At 50.0% G+C, this 14,752-nt stretch carries 18 protein-coding genes; 9 read left to right on the forward strand and 9 right to left on the reverse strand.

Going from position 1 to position 14,752, the window contains the following annotated elements:
• The first annotated feature begins 178 nt into the window (after window positions 1-178).
• The gene (locus ACY2RR_RS10310; protein ID WP_281646304.1) at window positions 179-508 is read left to right on the forward strand and encodes a MarR family winged helix-turn-helix transcriptional regulator; all 330 of its coding nucleotides are present in this window, start codon (window positions 179-181) and stop codon (window positions 506-508) included.
• 119 nt (window positions 509-627) lie between these two features.
• The gene (locus ACY2RR_RS10315; protein ID WP_281646303.1) at window positions 628-819 is read left to right on the forward strand and encodes a type II toxin-antitoxin system RelB/DinJ family antitoxin; all 192 of its coding nucleotides are present in this window, start codon (window positions 628-630) and stop codon (window positions 817-819) included.
• A 12-nt stretch (window positions 820-831) separates the two neighbouring features.
• Here ACY2RR_RS10315 and ACY2RR_RS10320 read toward each other — a convergent pair whose 3' ends face one another.
• Window positions 832-1,266, reverse strand: a complete 435-nt coding sequence (locus ACY2RR_RS10320) for a hypothetical protein (RefSeq protein ID WP_490108063.1) — start codon at window positions 1,264-1,266, stop codon at window positions 832-834.
• Window positions 1,267-1,546: 280 nt separating this feature from the next.
• On the opposite strand from ACY2RR_RS10320, the gene ACY2RR_RS10325 reads away from it, so the two are divergent.
• Window positions 1,547-2,353, forward strand: a complete 807-nt coding sequence (locus ACY2RR_RS10325) for an RING finger domain-containing protein (protein WP_490108064.1) — start codon at window positions 1,547-1,549, stop codon at window positions 2,351-2,353.
• A 21-nt stretch (window positions 2,354-2,374) separates the two neighbouring features.
• On the opposite strand, the gene ACY2RR_RS10330 is transcribed toward ACY2RR_RS10325, so the two are convergent.
• The 8 genes from ACY2RR_RS10330 to ACY2RR_RS10365 all read right to left on the reverse strand — a co-directional run bounded on the left by ACY2RR_RS10330 (window position 2,375) and on the right by ACY2RR_RS10365 (window position 8,115).
• Window positions 2,375-2,575 (reverse strand): hypothetical protein, encoded by a 201-nt coding sequence (locus ACY2RR_RS10330; RefSeq protein WP_490108065.1) that lies wholly within the window; start codon window positions 2,573-2,575, stop codon window positions 2,375-2,377.
• Entirely contained in the window at window positions 2,572-3,300 is a 729-nt protein-coding gene (ureG, locus tag ACY2RR_RS10335) for an urease accessory protein UreG (RefSeq protein WP_490108066.1), read from the reverse strand. The genes ACY2RR_RS10330 and ureG overlap by 4 nt, the downstream gene beginning before the upstream one ends.
• 77 nt (window positions 3,301-3,377) lie before the next feature.
• Complete coding sequence (locus ACY2RR_RS10340; protein WP_490108067.1) at window positions 3,378-4,043, reverse strand: urease accessory protein UreF; 666 nt, start codon at window positions 4,041-4,043, stop codon at window positions 3,378-3,380.
• A 3-nt stretch (window positions 4,044-4,046) separates the two neighbouring features.
• Window positions 4,047-4,523, reverse strand: coding sequence for an urease accessory protein UreE (ureE, locus tag ACY2RR_RS10345; RefSeq protein ID WP_490108068.1), 477 nt, complete (start codon window positions 4,521-4,523; stop codon window positions 4,047-4,049).
• 23 nt (window positions 4,524-4,546) lie between these two features.
• A complete protein-coding gene (gene ureC, locus ACY2RR_RS10350; protein ID WP_490108069.1) occupies window positions 4,547-6,259 on the reverse strand; it encodes an urease subunit alpha in 1,713 nt (570 codons plus the stop codon).
• A gap of 3 nt (window positions 6,260-6,262) precedes the next feature.
• Window positions 6,263-6,610, reverse strand: a complete 348-nt coding sequence (locus ACY2RR_RS10355; protein ID WP_490108070.1) for an urease subunit beta — start codon at window positions 6,608-6,610, stop codon at window positions 6,263-6,265.
• A 40-nt stretch (window positions 6,611-6,650) separates the two neighbouring features.
• Window positions 6,651-6,953, reverse strand: coding sequence for an urease subunit gamma (locus tag ACY2RR_RS10360; RefSeq protein WP_490108071.1), 303 nt, complete (start codon window positions 6,951-6,953; stop codon window positions 6,651-6,653).
• Window positions 6,954-7,251: 298 nt separating this feature from the next.
• The gene (locus ACY2RR_RS10365) at window positions 7,252-8,115 is read right to left on the reverse strand and encodes an urease accessory protein UreD (RefSeq protein ID WP_490108072.1); all 864 of its coding nucleotides are present in this window, start codon (window positions 8,113-8,115) and stop codon (window positions 7,252-7,254) included.
• 400 nt (window positions 8,116-8,515) lie between these two features.
• Here ACY2RR_RS10365 and urtA point away from each other — a divergent pair, with 400 nt between their 5' ends.
• From urtA to urtE, 6 genes are all read left to right on the forward strand, one after another.
• A complete protein-coding gene (urtA, locus tag ACY2RR_RS10370; RefSeq protein WP_490108073.1) occupies window positions 8,516-9,829 on the forward strand; it encodes an urea ABC transporter substrate-binding protein in 1,314 nt (437 codons plus the stop codon).
• Between the two features lie 98 nt (window positions 9,830-9,927).
• Entirely contained in the window at window positions 9,928-11,532 is a 1,605-nt protein-coding gene (gene urtB, locus ACY2RR_RS10375) for an urea ABC transporter permease subunit UrtB (protein WP_490108074.1), read from the forward strand.
• Between the two features lie 28 nt (window positions 11,533-11,560).
• Entirely contained in the window at window positions 11,561-12,724 is a 1,164-nt protein-coding gene (gene urtC / locus ACY2RR_RS10380) for an urea ABC transporter permease subunit UrtC (RefSeq protein ID WP_490108075.1), read from the forward strand.
• The gene (gene urtD, locus ACY2RR_RS10385) at window positions 12,717-13,493 is read left to right on the forward strand and encodes an urea ABC transporter ATP-binding protein UrtD (protein ID WP_490108076.1); all 777 of its coding nucleotides are present in this window, start codon (window positions 12,717-12,719) and stop codon (window positions 13,491-13,493) included. The genes urtC and urtD overlap by 8 nt, the downstream gene beginning before the upstream one ends.
• The gene (locus ACY2RR_RS10390) at window positions 13,493-13,957 is read left to right on the forward strand and encodes a GNAT family N-acetyltransferase (protein WP_490108077.1); all 465 of its coding nucleotides are present in this window, start codon (window positions 13,493-13,495) and stop codon (window positions 13,955-13,957) included. The genes urtD and ACY2RR_RS10390 overlap by 1 nt, the downstream gene beginning before the upstream one ends.
• A gap of 21 nt (window positions 13,958-13,978) precedes the next feature.
• Window positions 13,979-14,674 (forward strand): urea ABC transporter ATP-binding subunit UrtE, encoded by a 696-nt coding sequence (urtE, locus tag ACY2RR_RS10395; protein ID WP_490108078.1) that lies wholly within the window; start codon window positions 13,979-13,981, stop codon window positions 14,672-14,674.
• Window positions 14,675-14,752 lie beyond the last annotated feature (78 nt).

Raw genomic sequence — 14,752 nt, forward strand, 5'->3', positions numbered from 1 at the left:
CATTCAAGTTGTTTGCATATTGGATCAGCTTCTGTCTAATATTTAACCATGGCGATATTGGAGTTGGTTTTGATTTCGTCAGGTTATAAAGAGAACAGGTAATAGCCTCGTCGTTTTTGGCTGTCTCATACCCGTAAAAAAGTCATAGGAAGACGAAATAACAAAAGAGGGTTCAAAAATGACACTCAAAGGATTAATTAAACTCACCGGTATTCTTCAGGCTCAGCCGCTGACCATTATTCAATGGCAGATTCTTTTGGTTGTAGCGGAGAACCCTGGTGAAACCATTACCGACCTTGTTAATGACGGAAAGCTTATTTGTGGTACTCCCAGTGATATCGCCGTTAGTGTAAAGAGATTGGGAGAAGGTCGTCATGACCGTCCCGGTCTTGGCCTGCTCAAGAAGCAGCAGCATGAGGATGATGGTAGATATTTCCGCCTGAGTCTTAGCCCTAAAGGCAAAAAGCTGGTTGATAAACTCAAGCAGCAGATTAAGAACGTTAAGTAGTTTTCCCTCCTGAACCCTCTCTACGGGGGTTCAGAACTCACCTTCTAAAACCGTGATAGATTTTCTTACCTGTTATGGCAAAATAGATTAGATATTGCTCCTAAAGTACGGGAATCGCTATGGCTAAGGAAACAACTGTTCGCGCACGTATCAGTGAAGAATTGAAGCAGGATGCTGAAAAAGTTCTTAAGCAACTTGGCTTGAATACATCCCAGGCGATTAATCTTTATTTCAGCCAGATTGTGCTGCGAAAAGGTTTACCGTTTGATGTGGTTATACCGGAAGAAGAAAAAAGGGATCAGTCTTACTGATCCCTTGGTACTTTATACATAAAGCCTCAAAACGTAGCGATCAAAATCACTTAAACCACCTCTGTAGGTTCTCACACTCCCAATTCCAGTTTTATTTTCAAAGGAGTTGAAAACCCTCTTGGCTGCTTGCTTAAAACTACCACCTGTTGTTTCTCTATTTTTAGCTACGCGATACTGAAATTTAATTGAGATAAATGGTACTGTTATAGCAAGAAAGAACTGCTGCAATTTCTTACTTGCACGCCCTATTTCTTCTCTCTCTTCTCTTTCTGTTGTTTCTTCAGAGCTTTCCAAACCTAAAGTTTTTTTCGCGCTATTTAATTTTTCCACCCCCCAATGGGCAAATCGCTCCTTTCTGCTTGTTGGGCTATTTCCTGCATCCTTTATAAGATTTTCAATATTATCTGACTTTAAACCAGCGACAACGGCTTTTCCTAATCTGATCATAACTACTCTCCTTGTATGAGCCTTTATTAGTGGCTTTCATGCCCTCAGACTATGTAAAAGTTCCCTATTCAGCTATCCAACATAAGTCCTAAACGATGTTCAAGGCGTTAAATATCAATGACTTAGCTCTAGTTAGACATCAGTTGTATATGAATCCTCACCCGCCAAAAAAAATTAACATCGCTGCCAGGGTGGCTAACAATTTACAGTTTCCTGCGAGCTTTCTTCCGTTAGGCAGGTCAAATCCGGTATTGAACTATCAGACATGCAGGAGAGCATCATGGCCGGTACCAGCGTTACAAGCACACACAAATGCACGATCTGCATGGATCATCTGGATGTACCAGATAATGATGAAAGCCTTGCTGGCAAGGTTACCCATGGTGAAAACCACATTCGCCTGGCCTGTGGTCATGCCTACCACAAAGACTGCACAGGCTTTCTGGACCATATGTCTGACTGCCCAATATGCCGCCGCAAGATTAAACGGGATGAACTCTCCGAAATTAACAATATTCTGGGAAGCCGCCATCAGGAACAGACTAACCTCGACCGGCTTGAGCGAAACACGCAAGACAATGAAGGGTTAACTCCTCAAGAGCGAGATGATCGTATGCTATGGAACTGTGACCATGAGGTTGCAAGAGAGATAAGAGCTCAGCGCCGTATGCAACGGTCGCGCAACTATGGTTTCCAGCATGCCGATGTATCGCCGTTCCTGCGCTTCCTTTTTGGTGAATTGTTTGATGTAGAACATGCAGAAGAAATTCGGGCACAACGAGCCGAACGCAGAACGCGCCGGGAAGAAGCACAGCATGAAGATCACTCCTTCGCTATGCACCGATTGTTTAACCCATATCAGGAGCAAGAGTCTGAACCTGAGGTCATTTTCCATATTGTGGAACCGGCTTACCAGCCTCCGGTACAGGCCAATCCCTTTATGACCTTGTTCGGTTTGATGGCTTTGACCAGCCTGCAACAAGAGCGACAGCCTTTTACCAGCTGCCGCTCTTATCTGTCCCCATTCGATCGACCTCGGTTCGGCTTTGTAGAACCAAGCCTGTTCCAGCCGGTCTTTGTTTTCTAATGTGCTGAAAGACGTTTAGGGTTATTTGCTCTGCTGCTGCCCGGCCTTGCGTCGGGCAATCAGTCCGCCCACCACAACTGCTGCCACCACCATCATCGCCATATGATCTGGTTCAGTCAGGAAGTGAATCAGACCTGAGAGACTGTGGTCACCAGCGTGAGCCAGAACATTACTGGCAGCCATAGTCGCCATCACACCAACAGCTGCTTTCAGAAACTTCATACTGCCACTCCCAGTTCTTGTTTTTCTGTTAAACGCTTGGGCAACATGCCCTGTTCAATAATAAAGTCGAGGATGTCCCGCAGCCCTTCCCCGGTTTTCATATTGGCGAAAACAAACGGACGATCACCACGCATCTTGCGGGTGTCACGATCCATCACTTCCAGAGAAGCGCCCACATATTGAGCAATATCGGTCTTATTAATAATCAGCAGATCGGAACGGGTAATACCAGGCCCACCTTTACGGGGAATCTTGTCACCAGCAGACACATCAATCACATAGATAGTGAGGTCAGATAACTCCGGACTAAATGTCGCACTCAGGTTATCACCACCGGATTCCACCAGAACCATTTCCAAACCTTCATGGCGCTGGCACAGTTCATCAACAGCGGCCAGATTCATAGAAGCATCTTCCCGAATCGCAGTATGCGGGCAACCACCGGTTTCCACACCTAGAATTCGATCCTCATCCAGCGCCTCATGACGCATCAGGAACTTGGCGTCTTCCTTGGTATAAATATCATTGGTTACCACGGCAATATTGTAGATATCCCGCAATGAACGGCAGATGGCGGTTAACAGTGCCGTTTTGCCAGAACCAACCGGCCCACCGACTCCCACTCTTAATGTTTGTTGTTTCATTCTCCCCCCTACTCTTCTAAATATCTCGCGGCTGTACCGATGCTGACAGGGTGAGAACAGGTGCACTTTTTCAAAGACCATGGATGGCCTGATAGCGCATCAGGGCAGGACAGCCCTGTTGCGTGGAAAAGGGATTCCTGTTTTCACCCAATAACAACTCATGAACGAAACAGCCGCGAATATTGCTGCTCATGCCATGCACTGGCCATCGCATAATGATGCAGACTGTTACCAATCTCATGATCCTGAAGTGCAAAGCTGCGTCGTATCGCTGGCTCTATAGCTGCAATCAGCTTTTGTAAAATACGTTGTGCTGCCGTTTGCCCCAAAGGCACAGCCTTGGCGGCAGACGCCACCTGGTTTTCACACCAACTCCATAGAAACCCGAGTGCTGCTGCCTCTTCACCTAGGTGGTTATGAATAGCCGCCAAGGCATACATCGCCGCCACCGTTGGCTGAGGTAACCAATCGATACGTTCATCGTCGTAAAGGCTGCGATGCCAGGTCGCAAAGGCTCGTCCGACTTGACAGTCTTCGTCGTACAGTTCCTTGGTTTCCCGGAAAGCCAACAACTCCGCATTCCATTGTTCTACAGCCGCTTTATCCTGAGCGGTCCAAGCTCGGTATAAACGCAGGAACACTGGTAAATCCAGCGTTGCCATGCCCTGTTCAAGCAATTCCAGAATCCAGCGGCCGGTGCTTTGCTCATCAGTGCACCAGCCACGATCAATGGCCGTCTCTAAACCTTGAGAGTAAGCAAAAGCACCAACCGGCAACGATGGGCTAGAAATATGCAGCAAACCCAGTAAAGACTCAGCCTTCATCGATCAATGCTCATGATGATGGTGGCCATGACCGTGGCCAGTTCCCGGTGCGTAGGCACCGTTCTCCGGTTCAAAAGGTGCAGATTCATGACCAACCTCAAGCCCCAATAAGACCAGCATTTCATCCAGTACATGATCACACTGGAACCGTAACCAATGTTCACCATCGGTGGGCTCACCAATTTGCAAGGGCACATGGCGATTGCCTAGGTGATAACAGGCACGGGCAAACAGATGTGGGTCACGGCAACGGGCCACTGTTACCTGCTCACTGGCCGCCTGAACTTCAATAATTTCTCCTGATTCGGCTTTCAGACAGGTACCATGGCGAAGTACTTCGCCTCGCTCAATAAAAATGCCAACATCAATGCCCTTCTCGGTGACCGCCTTTAAACGACCACGTTTTCGCTCATCAAATGGCAGCCGCAAACTATCTACCGGATGATGGTGGCCGCTTAAACGTTCGGTTAACTGCAACATTCAATAACTCCAATCAGGCAGCATTAAAAGAGGAAGTAACGTTGCGCCAAAGGCACGACAGTTGCGGGTTCACAGGTCAGCAGCTCACCATTGGCCCGTACCTCATAGGTTTCCGGATGCACTTCCATATGAGGCTGCCAGCTGTTCAGAATCATGTCTTTCTTGCGTACTGTACGGCAGCCTTTCACAGCACTTAGGGTTTTACCCAGCCCCAGCGTACGACCAATATCGTTTTCAAAAGCGGCTTGAGAGACAAAGGTCAGTGAAGTTTTCTCTACCGCCTTGCCCATTGCGCCAAACATTGGCCGGTAGTGCACTGGCTGTGGCGTAGGAATAGAAGCATTGGGATCGCCCATGGGCGCAGCGGCAATGGCACCACCTTTCAAAATCAGTGAAGGCTTGGTAGCGAAGAAAGCCGGCTTCCACAGCACCAGGTCAGCCAGCTTACCCACTTCTACAGAACCCACTTCATGGGCAATACCATGGGCCAGCGCAGGGTTGATGGTGTACTTGGCCACATAACGGCGAGCGCGAAAGTTATCGTTATCACCAGAATCTTCTGACAAAGGACCTCGTTGCTCTTTCATCTTGTGGGCGGTCTGCCAGGTACGGGTCACCACTTCACCGACGCGCCCCATGGCTTGAGAGTCTGAGGCAATCATACTGAACGCCCCCATATCGTGAAGAATATCTTCGGCAGCTATGGTTTCCCGTCGTATACGGGAGTCAGCAAAAGCAACATCTTCCGGAATATTAGGATCAAGATGGTGGCAAACCATCAACATATCCAGATGCTCATCCACGGTATTAATGGTGTAGGGACGAGTTGGGTTGGTGGACGATGGCAGCACATTGGCCAGCCCACAGGCCTTGATAATATCCGGCGCATGTCCACCACCGGCACCTTCGGTGTGATAGGTATGAATCACACGTTCTTTAAAGGCGGCAATGGTATCTTCGACAAAACCGGACTCATTCAGGGTATCAGTATGGATCGCTACCTGAATGTCATAGTCTTCCGCCACAGAAAGGCAGCAGTCGATAGACGCTGGTGTGGTACCCCAGTCTTCATGAAGTTTCAGGCCCATCGCTCCAGCAGCTACCTGCTCTACCAAAGCCCCCGGCAGGCTGGCATTACCTTTGCCCAGGAAACCGATATTCATGGGCAGGCTATCTACAGCCTGCAGCATGGTGCTCATATGCCAGATACCCGGTGTACAGGTTGTGGCATTGGTTCCAGTCGCAGGTCCGGTACCACCACCAATCATGGTGGTGACGCCAGAGGTTAAAGCCTCTTCTACCTGTTGCGGGCAGATAAAGTGAATATGGGCATCGATACCACCGGCAGTGACAATCTGTCCTTCACCGGCAATCACTTCCGTACCTGGGCCAATAATAATATCCACCCCAGCCTGTACATCCGGGTTACCAGCTTTGCCGATGGCCTGGATACGACCGCTTTTAATGGCAATATCTGCTTTCACAACTCCCCAGTGATCAAGAATCAGGGCATTGGTAATTACAGTGTCGGCAACATTCGCATCACCCAACTGGCTTTGCCCCATGCCATCGCGAATAACCTTGCCGCCACCGAACTTCACTTCATCGCCGTAAACGGTGTAATCCTTTTCCGGGCTAATAAACAGGCTGGTATCCCCCAGCCGCACCTTATCGCCAACGGTTGGGCCAAACATTTCGGCATAAGTCTGGCGATCCATGGTTGTGTGATTAACCATAACCTATACCTCCTCATCTTCAGGCTGCTTTGTTGCTGACGCCAGCTCTAATGCTCCCATTACCTCTCCACGGAAGCCGTACACGGTACGACTGCCGGCAAACGCCACCAACTCAACTTCCCGATCTTGCCCAGGCTCAAAGCGTACGGCTGTGCCCGCAGGAATATTCAGGCGAAAGCCACGGGTAAGCTCACGGTCAAACGACAGCGCCAGATTGGTTTCATAAAAGTGATAATGGGAACCAACCTGTACCGGGCGGTCGCCGGCATTAGCGACAGTTACCTTGCAGGTTTCCCGGCCTTCGTTAATAGGTAGTTCACCTTCAGCCGCAATCAATTCTCCAGGAATCATTCCCTGCCCCTTCGTTTTAAAATTGTTGGTTATGTTGGTATCAGGCAATCGGGTTATGAACCGTTACCAGTTTGGTGCCGTCAGGGAATGTTGCTTCCACCTGTACCTCGTGCACCATTTCGGAGATACCATCCATCACCTGCTCTCGGGAGAGAATGTCACGGCCTTCATTCATCAGGTCAGCCACAGTTTTGCCGTCACGTGCACCTTCCATAATATGCATGGAGATTAACGCGACAGATTCTGGGTAATTGAGTTTTACGCCACGGGCTAAACGACGCTCAGCCACCAGTGCAGCGGTATAAAGAAGAAGTTTGTCTTTCTCGCGTGGAGTCAGTTCCATATCTACAGCACCCGGAGCGATTCATTATTATTCAGGTGACATTTGTCTGTTTTATTAGTGCCACGGTTTTATCTTTGCGCCTGGAAACTAAGGCTTCTTGTATGTATTGCTAAAGCTCTATAGCAATCACTGCGCCAATCTTTGAATCCGCTACCAGCACCGGCGCATTCAAATTTGCCCTGAGGACTTATGCACCAGAACCATACGAAGCGCAGCTCTGGTGCACGAAAAGCGCACCAGAAAGAAGCATGCTGGCATATTGGCTATTTTCGGTGACAGGGCACAAGGTTAAGATTTTTCAGGTATTCCAGATACGTGGCCGGCAGGCTTCCCGCTCAAGCACTAAAGGCCGGCATAACTGCCAGGCCTCTTCGAACAAAGCCCTCGCTTTAGCGGATGAATTGCCCAGATAACGCACCAACAGCACACCATTGCGACAGGTTAAAGCCACTGGATGTTCTGATTCTTGATTGAGCTGGTTATGCCACTCTTCGATATCGGGCTCTTGATTACCCTGACCATCAAGAGTGGCCATCATCGTGCCGAACACGGAACGGCCGTGAAAACCCAGCAGCCCGGTTTGCTTAGATTCACCGGCTTCCAGCAACATTCGCTCCTGAAATAGTGGTTTGCCATCACGTTCAAGCCGTACTGTTTGCAGCAGACTACCCTGATCAAAGCTTTCACCCGAAGCTGTGCGTCCCAGACAAATAATCTCCCAGCCTATATAACGTGCTGAACCCTTCAGGTGCACCCGGGTTTCCATCGCTGCAGAACAGCCGTTATAGAGAATGGTTTCCTGGGGAAGCCATTCAACAGAGGAACGATCCGTTACAGTAATATCGACAATCTGCTTTTGCGGGCGGCTTTGATCGTCATAAGCGTTGAGATACACCTTCCCTGCCGCCGGCGTTGTTACCAGCGCCTGACTTTCCGGCAACGCTTCAACCTTTTGATAAAGCTCATCGCCTGCGACCAGACCGCCGGGGGGATGCAGGATATAAAGGTGAGCAAGATCTTTCCCCTCCGGGAAGAACGGGCGCTGAATACGGAGAGGTCCATAGTGCCGGGTACGCGTTAAGCGGGTTGCACCATTAAAATATTTTAACTGAAGGTCTATTCCTGCTTTCCAATGCTGGTTACCCACTTGTTGATACTGCATGCCCGCCCTACTCTATCTATTCATATTATCTGCCCAGATTACAGCAAAGCCTGTGCCGATCTCAGGGCACGGTGTGATCATAAACCTGAAATACAGCACGTTATGCCCGATAAGTTTGCATCAGTCATTGCCTGATCCTGATTGGTGCACGCAGCCAAATTACACCTCCTTTGATTGCCCCAGCTTTGTGCGGGCTGTTTTTCTGCATAGCAATCACTTACTAGTTAATCCTCTTGAAAACCCCGGTATCACGCAGTTTTTCTGACTATGGCATCCCCTTTGCTATTGCCAATATCGAATCGCGCAGAGAACGCGTTGGCTGACGGAAAAGCCAAATAACAAACCGACACACAAATAGAAGAATAAACAAATCATTCACCAGACTGCCGGGGAGCAGATAATGAAAGCTAATAACAAGAGCTTAAAAGCAACACTGAAAGGACTGGCTTTTGCCACATCACTGGCCACGGCCGCAACTGTGGCTCAGGCTGCAGACGACACCATCAAAGTAGGTGTGTTGCACTCCCTGTCCGGCACCATGGCCATCAGTGAAACCACGCTGAAAGACACTGTTCTGATGCTGATTGAACAGCAGAACGAAGAAGGTGGTTTGCTGGGCAAGAAGCTGGAGCCTGTTGTGGTTGATCCTGCTTCCAACTGGCCTCTGTTTGCTGAGAAAGCCCGTGAACTGCTGGTTAAGGAAGAAGTGGACGTAATCTTCGGTTCCTGGACATCCGTATCACGTAAGTCTGCTCTGCCGGTTCTGGAAGAGCTGAACGGTCTGATGTTCTACCCGGTTCAGTACGAAGGTGAAGAATCTTCCAAGAACGTCTTCTACACCGGTGCAGCGCCCAACCAGCAGGCCATTCCTGCGGTTGATTATCTGATGAGTGAAGCTGGCGGTGGTGTTGAGCGTTTTGTACTGGCCGGTACTGACTACGTTTACCCACGTACCACTAACAAGATTCTTGAGTCTTACCTGCAAAGCAAAGGCGTGGCTGAGTCCGACATTATGGTGAACTACACGCCATTTGGTCACTCTGACTGGCAGACCATTGTTTCTGATATCAAGAAGTTTGGTTCCGCAGGCAAGAAGACAGCCGTGATCTCTACAGTAAACGGCGACGCTAACGTACCTTTCTATAAGGAACTGGGTAACCAGGGCCTTTCCGCAGAAGATATTCCTGTTATTGCCTTCTCCGTAGGTGAAGAAGAGCTGTCTGGTATCGACACTGGCCCGCTGGTAGGCCACCTCGCCGCCTGGAACTACTTTATGAGCGCTGAGAGTGAGGTAAACGATGAGTTTATCGAAACCTGGCAGGCGTTTATCAAAGATGAAGAGCGTGTGACTAACGACCCAATGGAAGCCACCTACATCGGCTTCAATATGTGGGCCAAGGCTGTTGAGAAAGCTGGCACCACTGAGGTTGATTCTGTACGTGACGCGATCTATGGCGTAACTGTGCCGAACCTGACTGGCGGCTACGCAGTGATGAACACTAACCACCACCTGACCAAGCCAGTACTGATTGGTGAGATTCAGGACGATGGTCAATTTGAGATCGTATGGCAGACCAGCGGTGGTGTTATCGGTGATGCCTGGACGGATTATCTGCCAGAGAGTGCCAAGATTATTGCTGACTGGACCTCTCCTGTTAAGTGCGGCAACTACAACCTGAGCACCTCTGTGTGTTCTGGTCAGAAGTACGAGTAATTTAATTCCTGATTTAAATCTTTGCTGTTGGGTTACGCCACTTTGTGGCTAACCCAACCTACTGCCTCTTACGCGTTCACTATGAATTAAGGCGTTCTATGAATGTTATTCAGCGCTTGGCCGCACTGGTTTTGCTGTGTCTGTCTATGACAGCAACGGCATCATTCGAAGGTTTAAGCGACCCCCTCTTAAGTAAAACATTATTAAAAGGTTCCTGGTCTGAGCGGGAAACCCTCGCCCAGCAGTTGGCCACTTCTGAAGAATCTTCATCCGTTCAGCTGGCAGAACTCTGGCTGGATGGACAGTTGTTTGTCCTGAAATCGAATCAAACATTTGTGCTGGCCCAAAAGGATGGGCGCAAATACCTGCTGACCGACCTCGCAACAGGCGAAGAGCTTGGTCTCCATAAAAAACGTGCGGTAAAGAAAGTGCCGCTCAATAACAAACTGCGCAAAATCCTGCGTAGTGCGCTCTCTTTACGAGATCTGCAATCCACCGATACCGAATTGCGTCGCACAGCGATTACCAACCTGCTGGGCAATGAAAGCCCCGAAAGCCATGAGCTTTTGAAAGCGGCCAGCAAGACCGAACAGAAACGTGAACTTAAAGAGCTGATCGATTCTGGCCTTGCCTTATTTGATCTGAAGAATGGCAATGAAGAACAACGCCTTGTCGCTGCGCAAACTCTGGGCGAAGTCAACAGTTCCGTCGTTTATACAAAACTGCAGGCCCAAAAAGCCACTGAGCAGAATAAAGATGTACTGGCCGCCATTAATAAGTCCATCTCAGATATTGAGCAGCGTCGTAAGTTCTATGGCGCAGTGGAGAATACTTTCTTTGGTTTGAGTCTCGGCTCTGTGCTGCTGCTATCAGCAATCGGCCTTGCCATAACCTTCGGAGTGATGGGCGTTATCAATATGGCCCATGGCGAGATGATTATGCTGGGCGCATACACCACCTATGTGGTGCAAAGCCTGTTGCCGGATCATATCGGTGCCTCGCTGTTTATCTCCCTGCCCCTGGCCTTCCTTGTGGCTGGCGCAACTGGCGTACTGATTGAGAGAACGGTGATTCGCCATCTCTATGGTCGCCCGTTGGAAACCCTGCTGGCCACCTTCGGTGTCAGCCTTATCCTGCAGCAGGCGGTGCGCACCATTTTCTCTCCATTAAACCAAAGCGTAATTACACCGGAGTGGATGAGTGGTTCCATTGTTATCAATGAGATGCTGTCCCTGACGGTGAACCGCGTAGTGGTAATTGGTTTCAGTCTCGCGGTATTCCTTGGTCTGCTATTTATTCTGCGTTATACCCGCGCTGGTTTGACCATGCGTGCCGTGACCCAGAACCGTGCCATGGCCAGTTCTATGGGTATTCGTACCGGTCATGTGGATGCTCTAACCTTTGGCCTGGGTTCCGGTATTGCCGGTATCGCCGGTGTAGCTCTTTCTCAGCTCACAAATGTAGGGCCAAACCTTGGTCAGAATTACATCATTGACTCCTTTATGGTGGTGGTATTTGGTGGCGTCGGAAATCTCTGGGGCACCTTTGTTGCCGCTATGGGACTGGGTATTGCCAACAAGTTTATCGAGCCCTGGGCGGGTGCGGTGATCGCCAAGATTCTGGTACTGGTGTTTATCATTCTGTTTATCCAGAAACGTCCTCGTGGCCTGTTTGCCCTGAAGGGCCGAGCAGTCGAATCGTAAGCCGTACCCTTAAAATAAGAGTTTATTGATGAATTCTACTCAAACAATAAAAGGCGGCCCGGTAACTCGGTTGCTGCTGAATGATCGGGGCGGGCGCTGGTTCCTGAGCTGCCTCGCTGTCGGAACACTGTTGGTTCTGGCGTTGAACCTGTTAGTGCCCGCCTCGTCGCCCCTGCATGTCAGCACTTATATGGTGACTTTGCTGGGCAAATACCTTTGCTACGGTCTGCTGGCGCTGGCACTGGATTTGGTGTGGGGTTACTGCGGCATCCTTAGTCTTGGGCATGGTGCTTTCTTTGCTCTGGGCGGTTATGCCATGGGCATGTATCTGATGCGCCAGATCGGTGATCGAGGCGTATACGGTAACCCTGAGCTGCCAGACTTTATGGTGTTCCTTAACTGGCAGGAGTTGCCTTGGTACTGGCAAGGGTTTGACCAATTCTGGTTTGCCGCACTAATGATCATGCTGGCTCCCGGCCTGCTGGCATTCCTGTTTGGCTGGCTGGCGTTCCGCTCCCGGGTAACTGGCGTTTATCTCTCCATTATTACCCAGGCACTGACTTATGCCCTTATGCTGCTGTTCTTCCAGAATGACTTTGGTTTTGGTGGTAACAACGGCCTGACTGACTTTAAAGATATCCTTGGTTATGACCTGCAGGCCGATGGCACACGAGCCGTGCTGTTCCTGTTATCGTCACTCGCCTTGATTGCCGGTTATCTACTCTGCCGTGGGCTGGTCAGCAGTCGTTATGGCCGGGTTCTGGTGGCAGTGCGTGATGCCGAAAGCCGTGCCCGCTTCCTCGGCTACCGGGTTGAACATTTCAAGCTGGTTGCTTTTGTCACTTCTGCTGTGCTGGCGGGTATTGCTGGCGCGCTGTATGTGCCACAGGTGGGCATTATCAATCCTGGCGAGTTCTCACCCATAAACTCTATTGAGCTGGTGATCTGGGTGGCGATTGGTGGCCGTGGTTCTCTCTATGGTGCAGTGATTGGCGCCCTGCTGGTGAACTATGCAAAAACCTGGTTTACCGGCGCTTTCCCGGAAGTGTGGTTGTTTGCCCTTGGTGCCCTTTTTGTTGTCAGCACCCTCTGGTTGCCTAAAGGTATCGTGGGTGTTGTTGAGCCGTTGATGAATAAGTTTAAGAAGAAAAAACCGAAACCCATGCTGCAGGAGGCTGTCGATCATGGTTGATAAGCATATACCTGATGACACCCTGCTCTATCTGGACAGCGTGAATGTCAGCTTTGATGGTTTCAAAGCACTAAATGATCTGTCTCTGTTAGTACGCAAGGGTGAGCTGCGAGCCATGATCGGCCCTAACGGTGCTGGCAAAAGCACCATGATGGATGTGATTACCGGCAAAACCCGCCCGGATGATGGCCGGGTACTGTACCGGCAATCCACACAGGCAGAAGCCAGTACCGACCTGACTAAATACGACGAGGCCGCCGTTGCCAATATGGGCATTGGCCGCAAATTCCAGAAGCCCTCAGTGATTGAAAGCCTGACAGTCTGGGAGAACCTTGAAATGGCACTGGTCGGCCGTCGTTCCCCCTTTGCTTCGCTGTTTCATCCTCTGGATGATGCCGGGGAAGTGAAAATTGCCGACACCTTAATGCTGATTCACCTTGCTGACCGCCGTGATGACCTTGGAGAAAACCTCTCCCATGGCCAGAAACAGTGGCTAGAGATCGGCATGCTGTTGCTGCAAGAGCCGGAATTACTGCTGGTGGACGAACCTGCAGCAGGTATGACCGATGAAGAAACCTTCCGCACCGCTGATCTGCTCAGGGATATTGCCAAGAAACGCTCTGTGGTGGTGGTTGAACATGATATGGAATTTATCCGGGCACTGGATTGCCGGGTCACCGTTCTTCATGAAGGCCATGTGCTGGCAGAAGGTTCGCTGGATCATGTACAGCAGGATCAGCGGGTGATTGACGTGTATCTGGGGCGCTAATGAAAATCATCGTAGACGACCTGAAAGGTCCGGAAATCGTCGCACTGCTGCAGGAACATCTGGATGATATGCATCGCACCTCTCCCCCGGAGAGTGTGCATGCCCTGGATCTTAACAAGCTGCGCGATCCAGCCATCACCTTCTGGAGTCTGTGGAAGGATGATCAGCTGGCCGGTTGTGGCGCTCTCAAGCGCCTGTCCAAAAACCATGGAGAAATTAAGTCAATGCGTACCTCTTCCGGGTTTTGCGGGCAAGGTGTGGCTTCGAAGATTCTTGAACATGTGCTTCATCAGGCCAAAAGTAGCGGACTTAATCGTTTAAGCCTGGAAACCGGTTCTATGGAATTCTTTGAGCCGGCTCGCCGTCTGTACAGCAAATATGGCTTCAAAACCTGCGAACCTTTTGCCGATTACCGCCCAGATCCCAACAGCGTGTTTATGACTCGCGAACTGACTGAGCATTAAACATGAGGGAGCATTGAAATTATGTTGGAAATTGAAAACCTGGATGTGTATTACGGAGCCAGTCAGGCACTGAAGTCTGTCTCCTCAAAAGCCGAGCCCGGAAAGATTACTGCGGTGCTAGGCCGTAATGGTGTGGGCAAAACCACCCTGATGCAGAGTATTGCCGGGCATGTGTCGCCAACATCCGGCGCCATTACCTGGCAGGGTAAGAATATTACCAGTCAGCCGGCCCATACCCGGGCTCGTTCCGGTATTGCGTATGTGCCCCAGGGGCGACAGATATTTCCATTGCTTACCGTGCAGGAAAATCTGGAAACCGGTTATGCCTGTGTGCCCCGAGGCCATCGTACTATTGACCCGGAAATCTTCGATCTGTTTCCGGTACTTCATGATATGCGCAAGCGTCGTGGTGGCGACCTGTCTGGTGGGCAGCAACAGCAACTGGCGATTGCCCGGGCGCTGATTACCCGACCAGAGTTGCTTATTCTTGATGAACCAACCGAAGGTATTCAGCCGTCCATTATCAAAGATATTCAATCAGTAATAGCTATGCTCCGTGACCGTGGAGATATGGCCATTGTGTTGGTGGAACAGTTCTTTGATTTTGCCCGTGAGCTGGCAGATTATTATACCGTGCTGGATCGTGGTGAAGTGGTGTTAGCGGGTGAAGCTGAACAAGTTGATATTGAAGAGGTCCGTGGACATATGATGGTTTGATAACAAATGTTAGGTTTGGGAGTGTCCTCCAAAGGACAAAAGGAACACTCCCAAACTTGGTCAGATTACTCTTTTTTC

Source organism: Parendozoicomonas sp. 2304DJ65-17 (assembly GCF_058148445.1).

What these genes read in the sequence shown, in the direction of transcription:
- ACY2RR_RS10320 (WP_490108063.1), bottom strand. Translation starts at nt 1,266, where the DNA reads ATGATCAGATTAGGAAAAGCCGTTGTCGCTGGTTTAAAGTCAGATAAT.
- ureG (WP_490108066.1), bottom strand. Translation starts at nt 3,300, where the DNA reads ATGGTCTTTGAAAAAGTGCACCTGTTCTCACCCTGTCAGCATCGGTAC.
- urtC (WP_490108075.1), top strand. Translation starts at nt 11,561, where the DNA reads ATGAATTCTACTCAAACAATAAAAGGCGGCCCGGTAACTCGGTTGCTG.
- urtD (WP_490108076.1), top strand. Translation starts at nt 12,717, where the DNA reads ATGGTTGATAAGCATATACCTGATGACACCCTGCTCTATCTGGACAGC.
- ACY2RR_RS10365 (WP_490108072.1), bottom strand. Translation starts at nt 8,115, where the DNA reads ATGCAGTATCAACAAGTGGGTAACCAGCATTGGAAAGCAGGAATAGAC.
- ureC (WP_490108069.1), bottom strand. Translation starts at nt 6,259, where the DNA reads ATGGTTAATCACACAACCATGGATCGCCAGACTTATGCCGAAATGTTT.
- ACY2RR_RS10340 (WP_490108067.1), bottom strand. Translation starts at nt 4,043, where the DNA reads ATGAAGGCTGAGTCTTTACTGGGTTTGCTGCATATTTCTAGCCCATCG.
- ACY2RR_RS10315 (WP_281646303.1), top strand. Translation starts at nt 628, where the DNA reads ATGGCTAAGGAAACAACTGTTCGCGCACGTATCAGTGAAGAATTGAAG.
- ureE (WP_490108068.1), bottom strand. Translation starts at nt 4,523, where the DNA reads ATGTTGCAGTTAACCGAACGTTTAAGCGGCCACCATCATCCGGTAGAT.
- ACY2RR_RS10355 (WP_490108070.1), bottom strand. Translation starts at nt 6,610, where the DNA reads ATGATTCCTGGAGAATTGATTGCGGCTGAAGGTGAACTACCTATTAAC.
- ACY2RR_RS10360 (WP_490108071.1), bottom strand. Translation starts at nt 6,953, where the DNA reads ATGGAACTGACTCCACGCGAGAAAGACAAACTTCTTCTTTATACCGCT.
- ACY2RR_RS10390 (WP_490108077.1), top strand. Translation starts at nt 13,493, where the DNA reads ATGAAAATCATCGTAGACGACCTGAAAGGTCCGGAAATCGTCGCACTG.
- urtB (WP_490108074.1), top strand. Translation starts at nt 9,928, where the DNA reads ATGAATGTTATTCAGCGCTTGGCCGCACTGGTTTTGCTGTGTCTGTCT.
- urtA (WP_490108073.1), top strand. Translation starts at nt 8,516, where the DNA reads ATGAAAGCTAATAACAAGAGCTTAAAAGCAACACTGAAAGGACTGGCT.
- ACY2RR_RS10310 (WP_281646304.1), top strand. Translation starts at nt 179, where the DNA reads ATGACACTCAAAGGATTAATTAAACTCACCGGTATTCTTCAGGCTCAG.
- urtE (WP_490108078.1), top strand. Translation starts at nt 13,979, where the DNA reads ATGTTGGAAATTGAAAACCTGGATGTGTATTACGGAGCCAGTCAGGCA.
- ACY2RR_RS10325 (WP_490108064.1), top strand. Translation starts at nt 1,547, where the DNA reads ATGGCCGGTACCAGCGTTACAAGCACACACAAATGCACGATCTGCATG.
- ACY2RR_RS10330 (WP_490108065.1), bottom strand. Translation starts at nt 2,575, where the DNA reads ATGAAGTTTCTGAAAGCAGCTGTTGGTGTGATGGCGACTATGGCTGCC.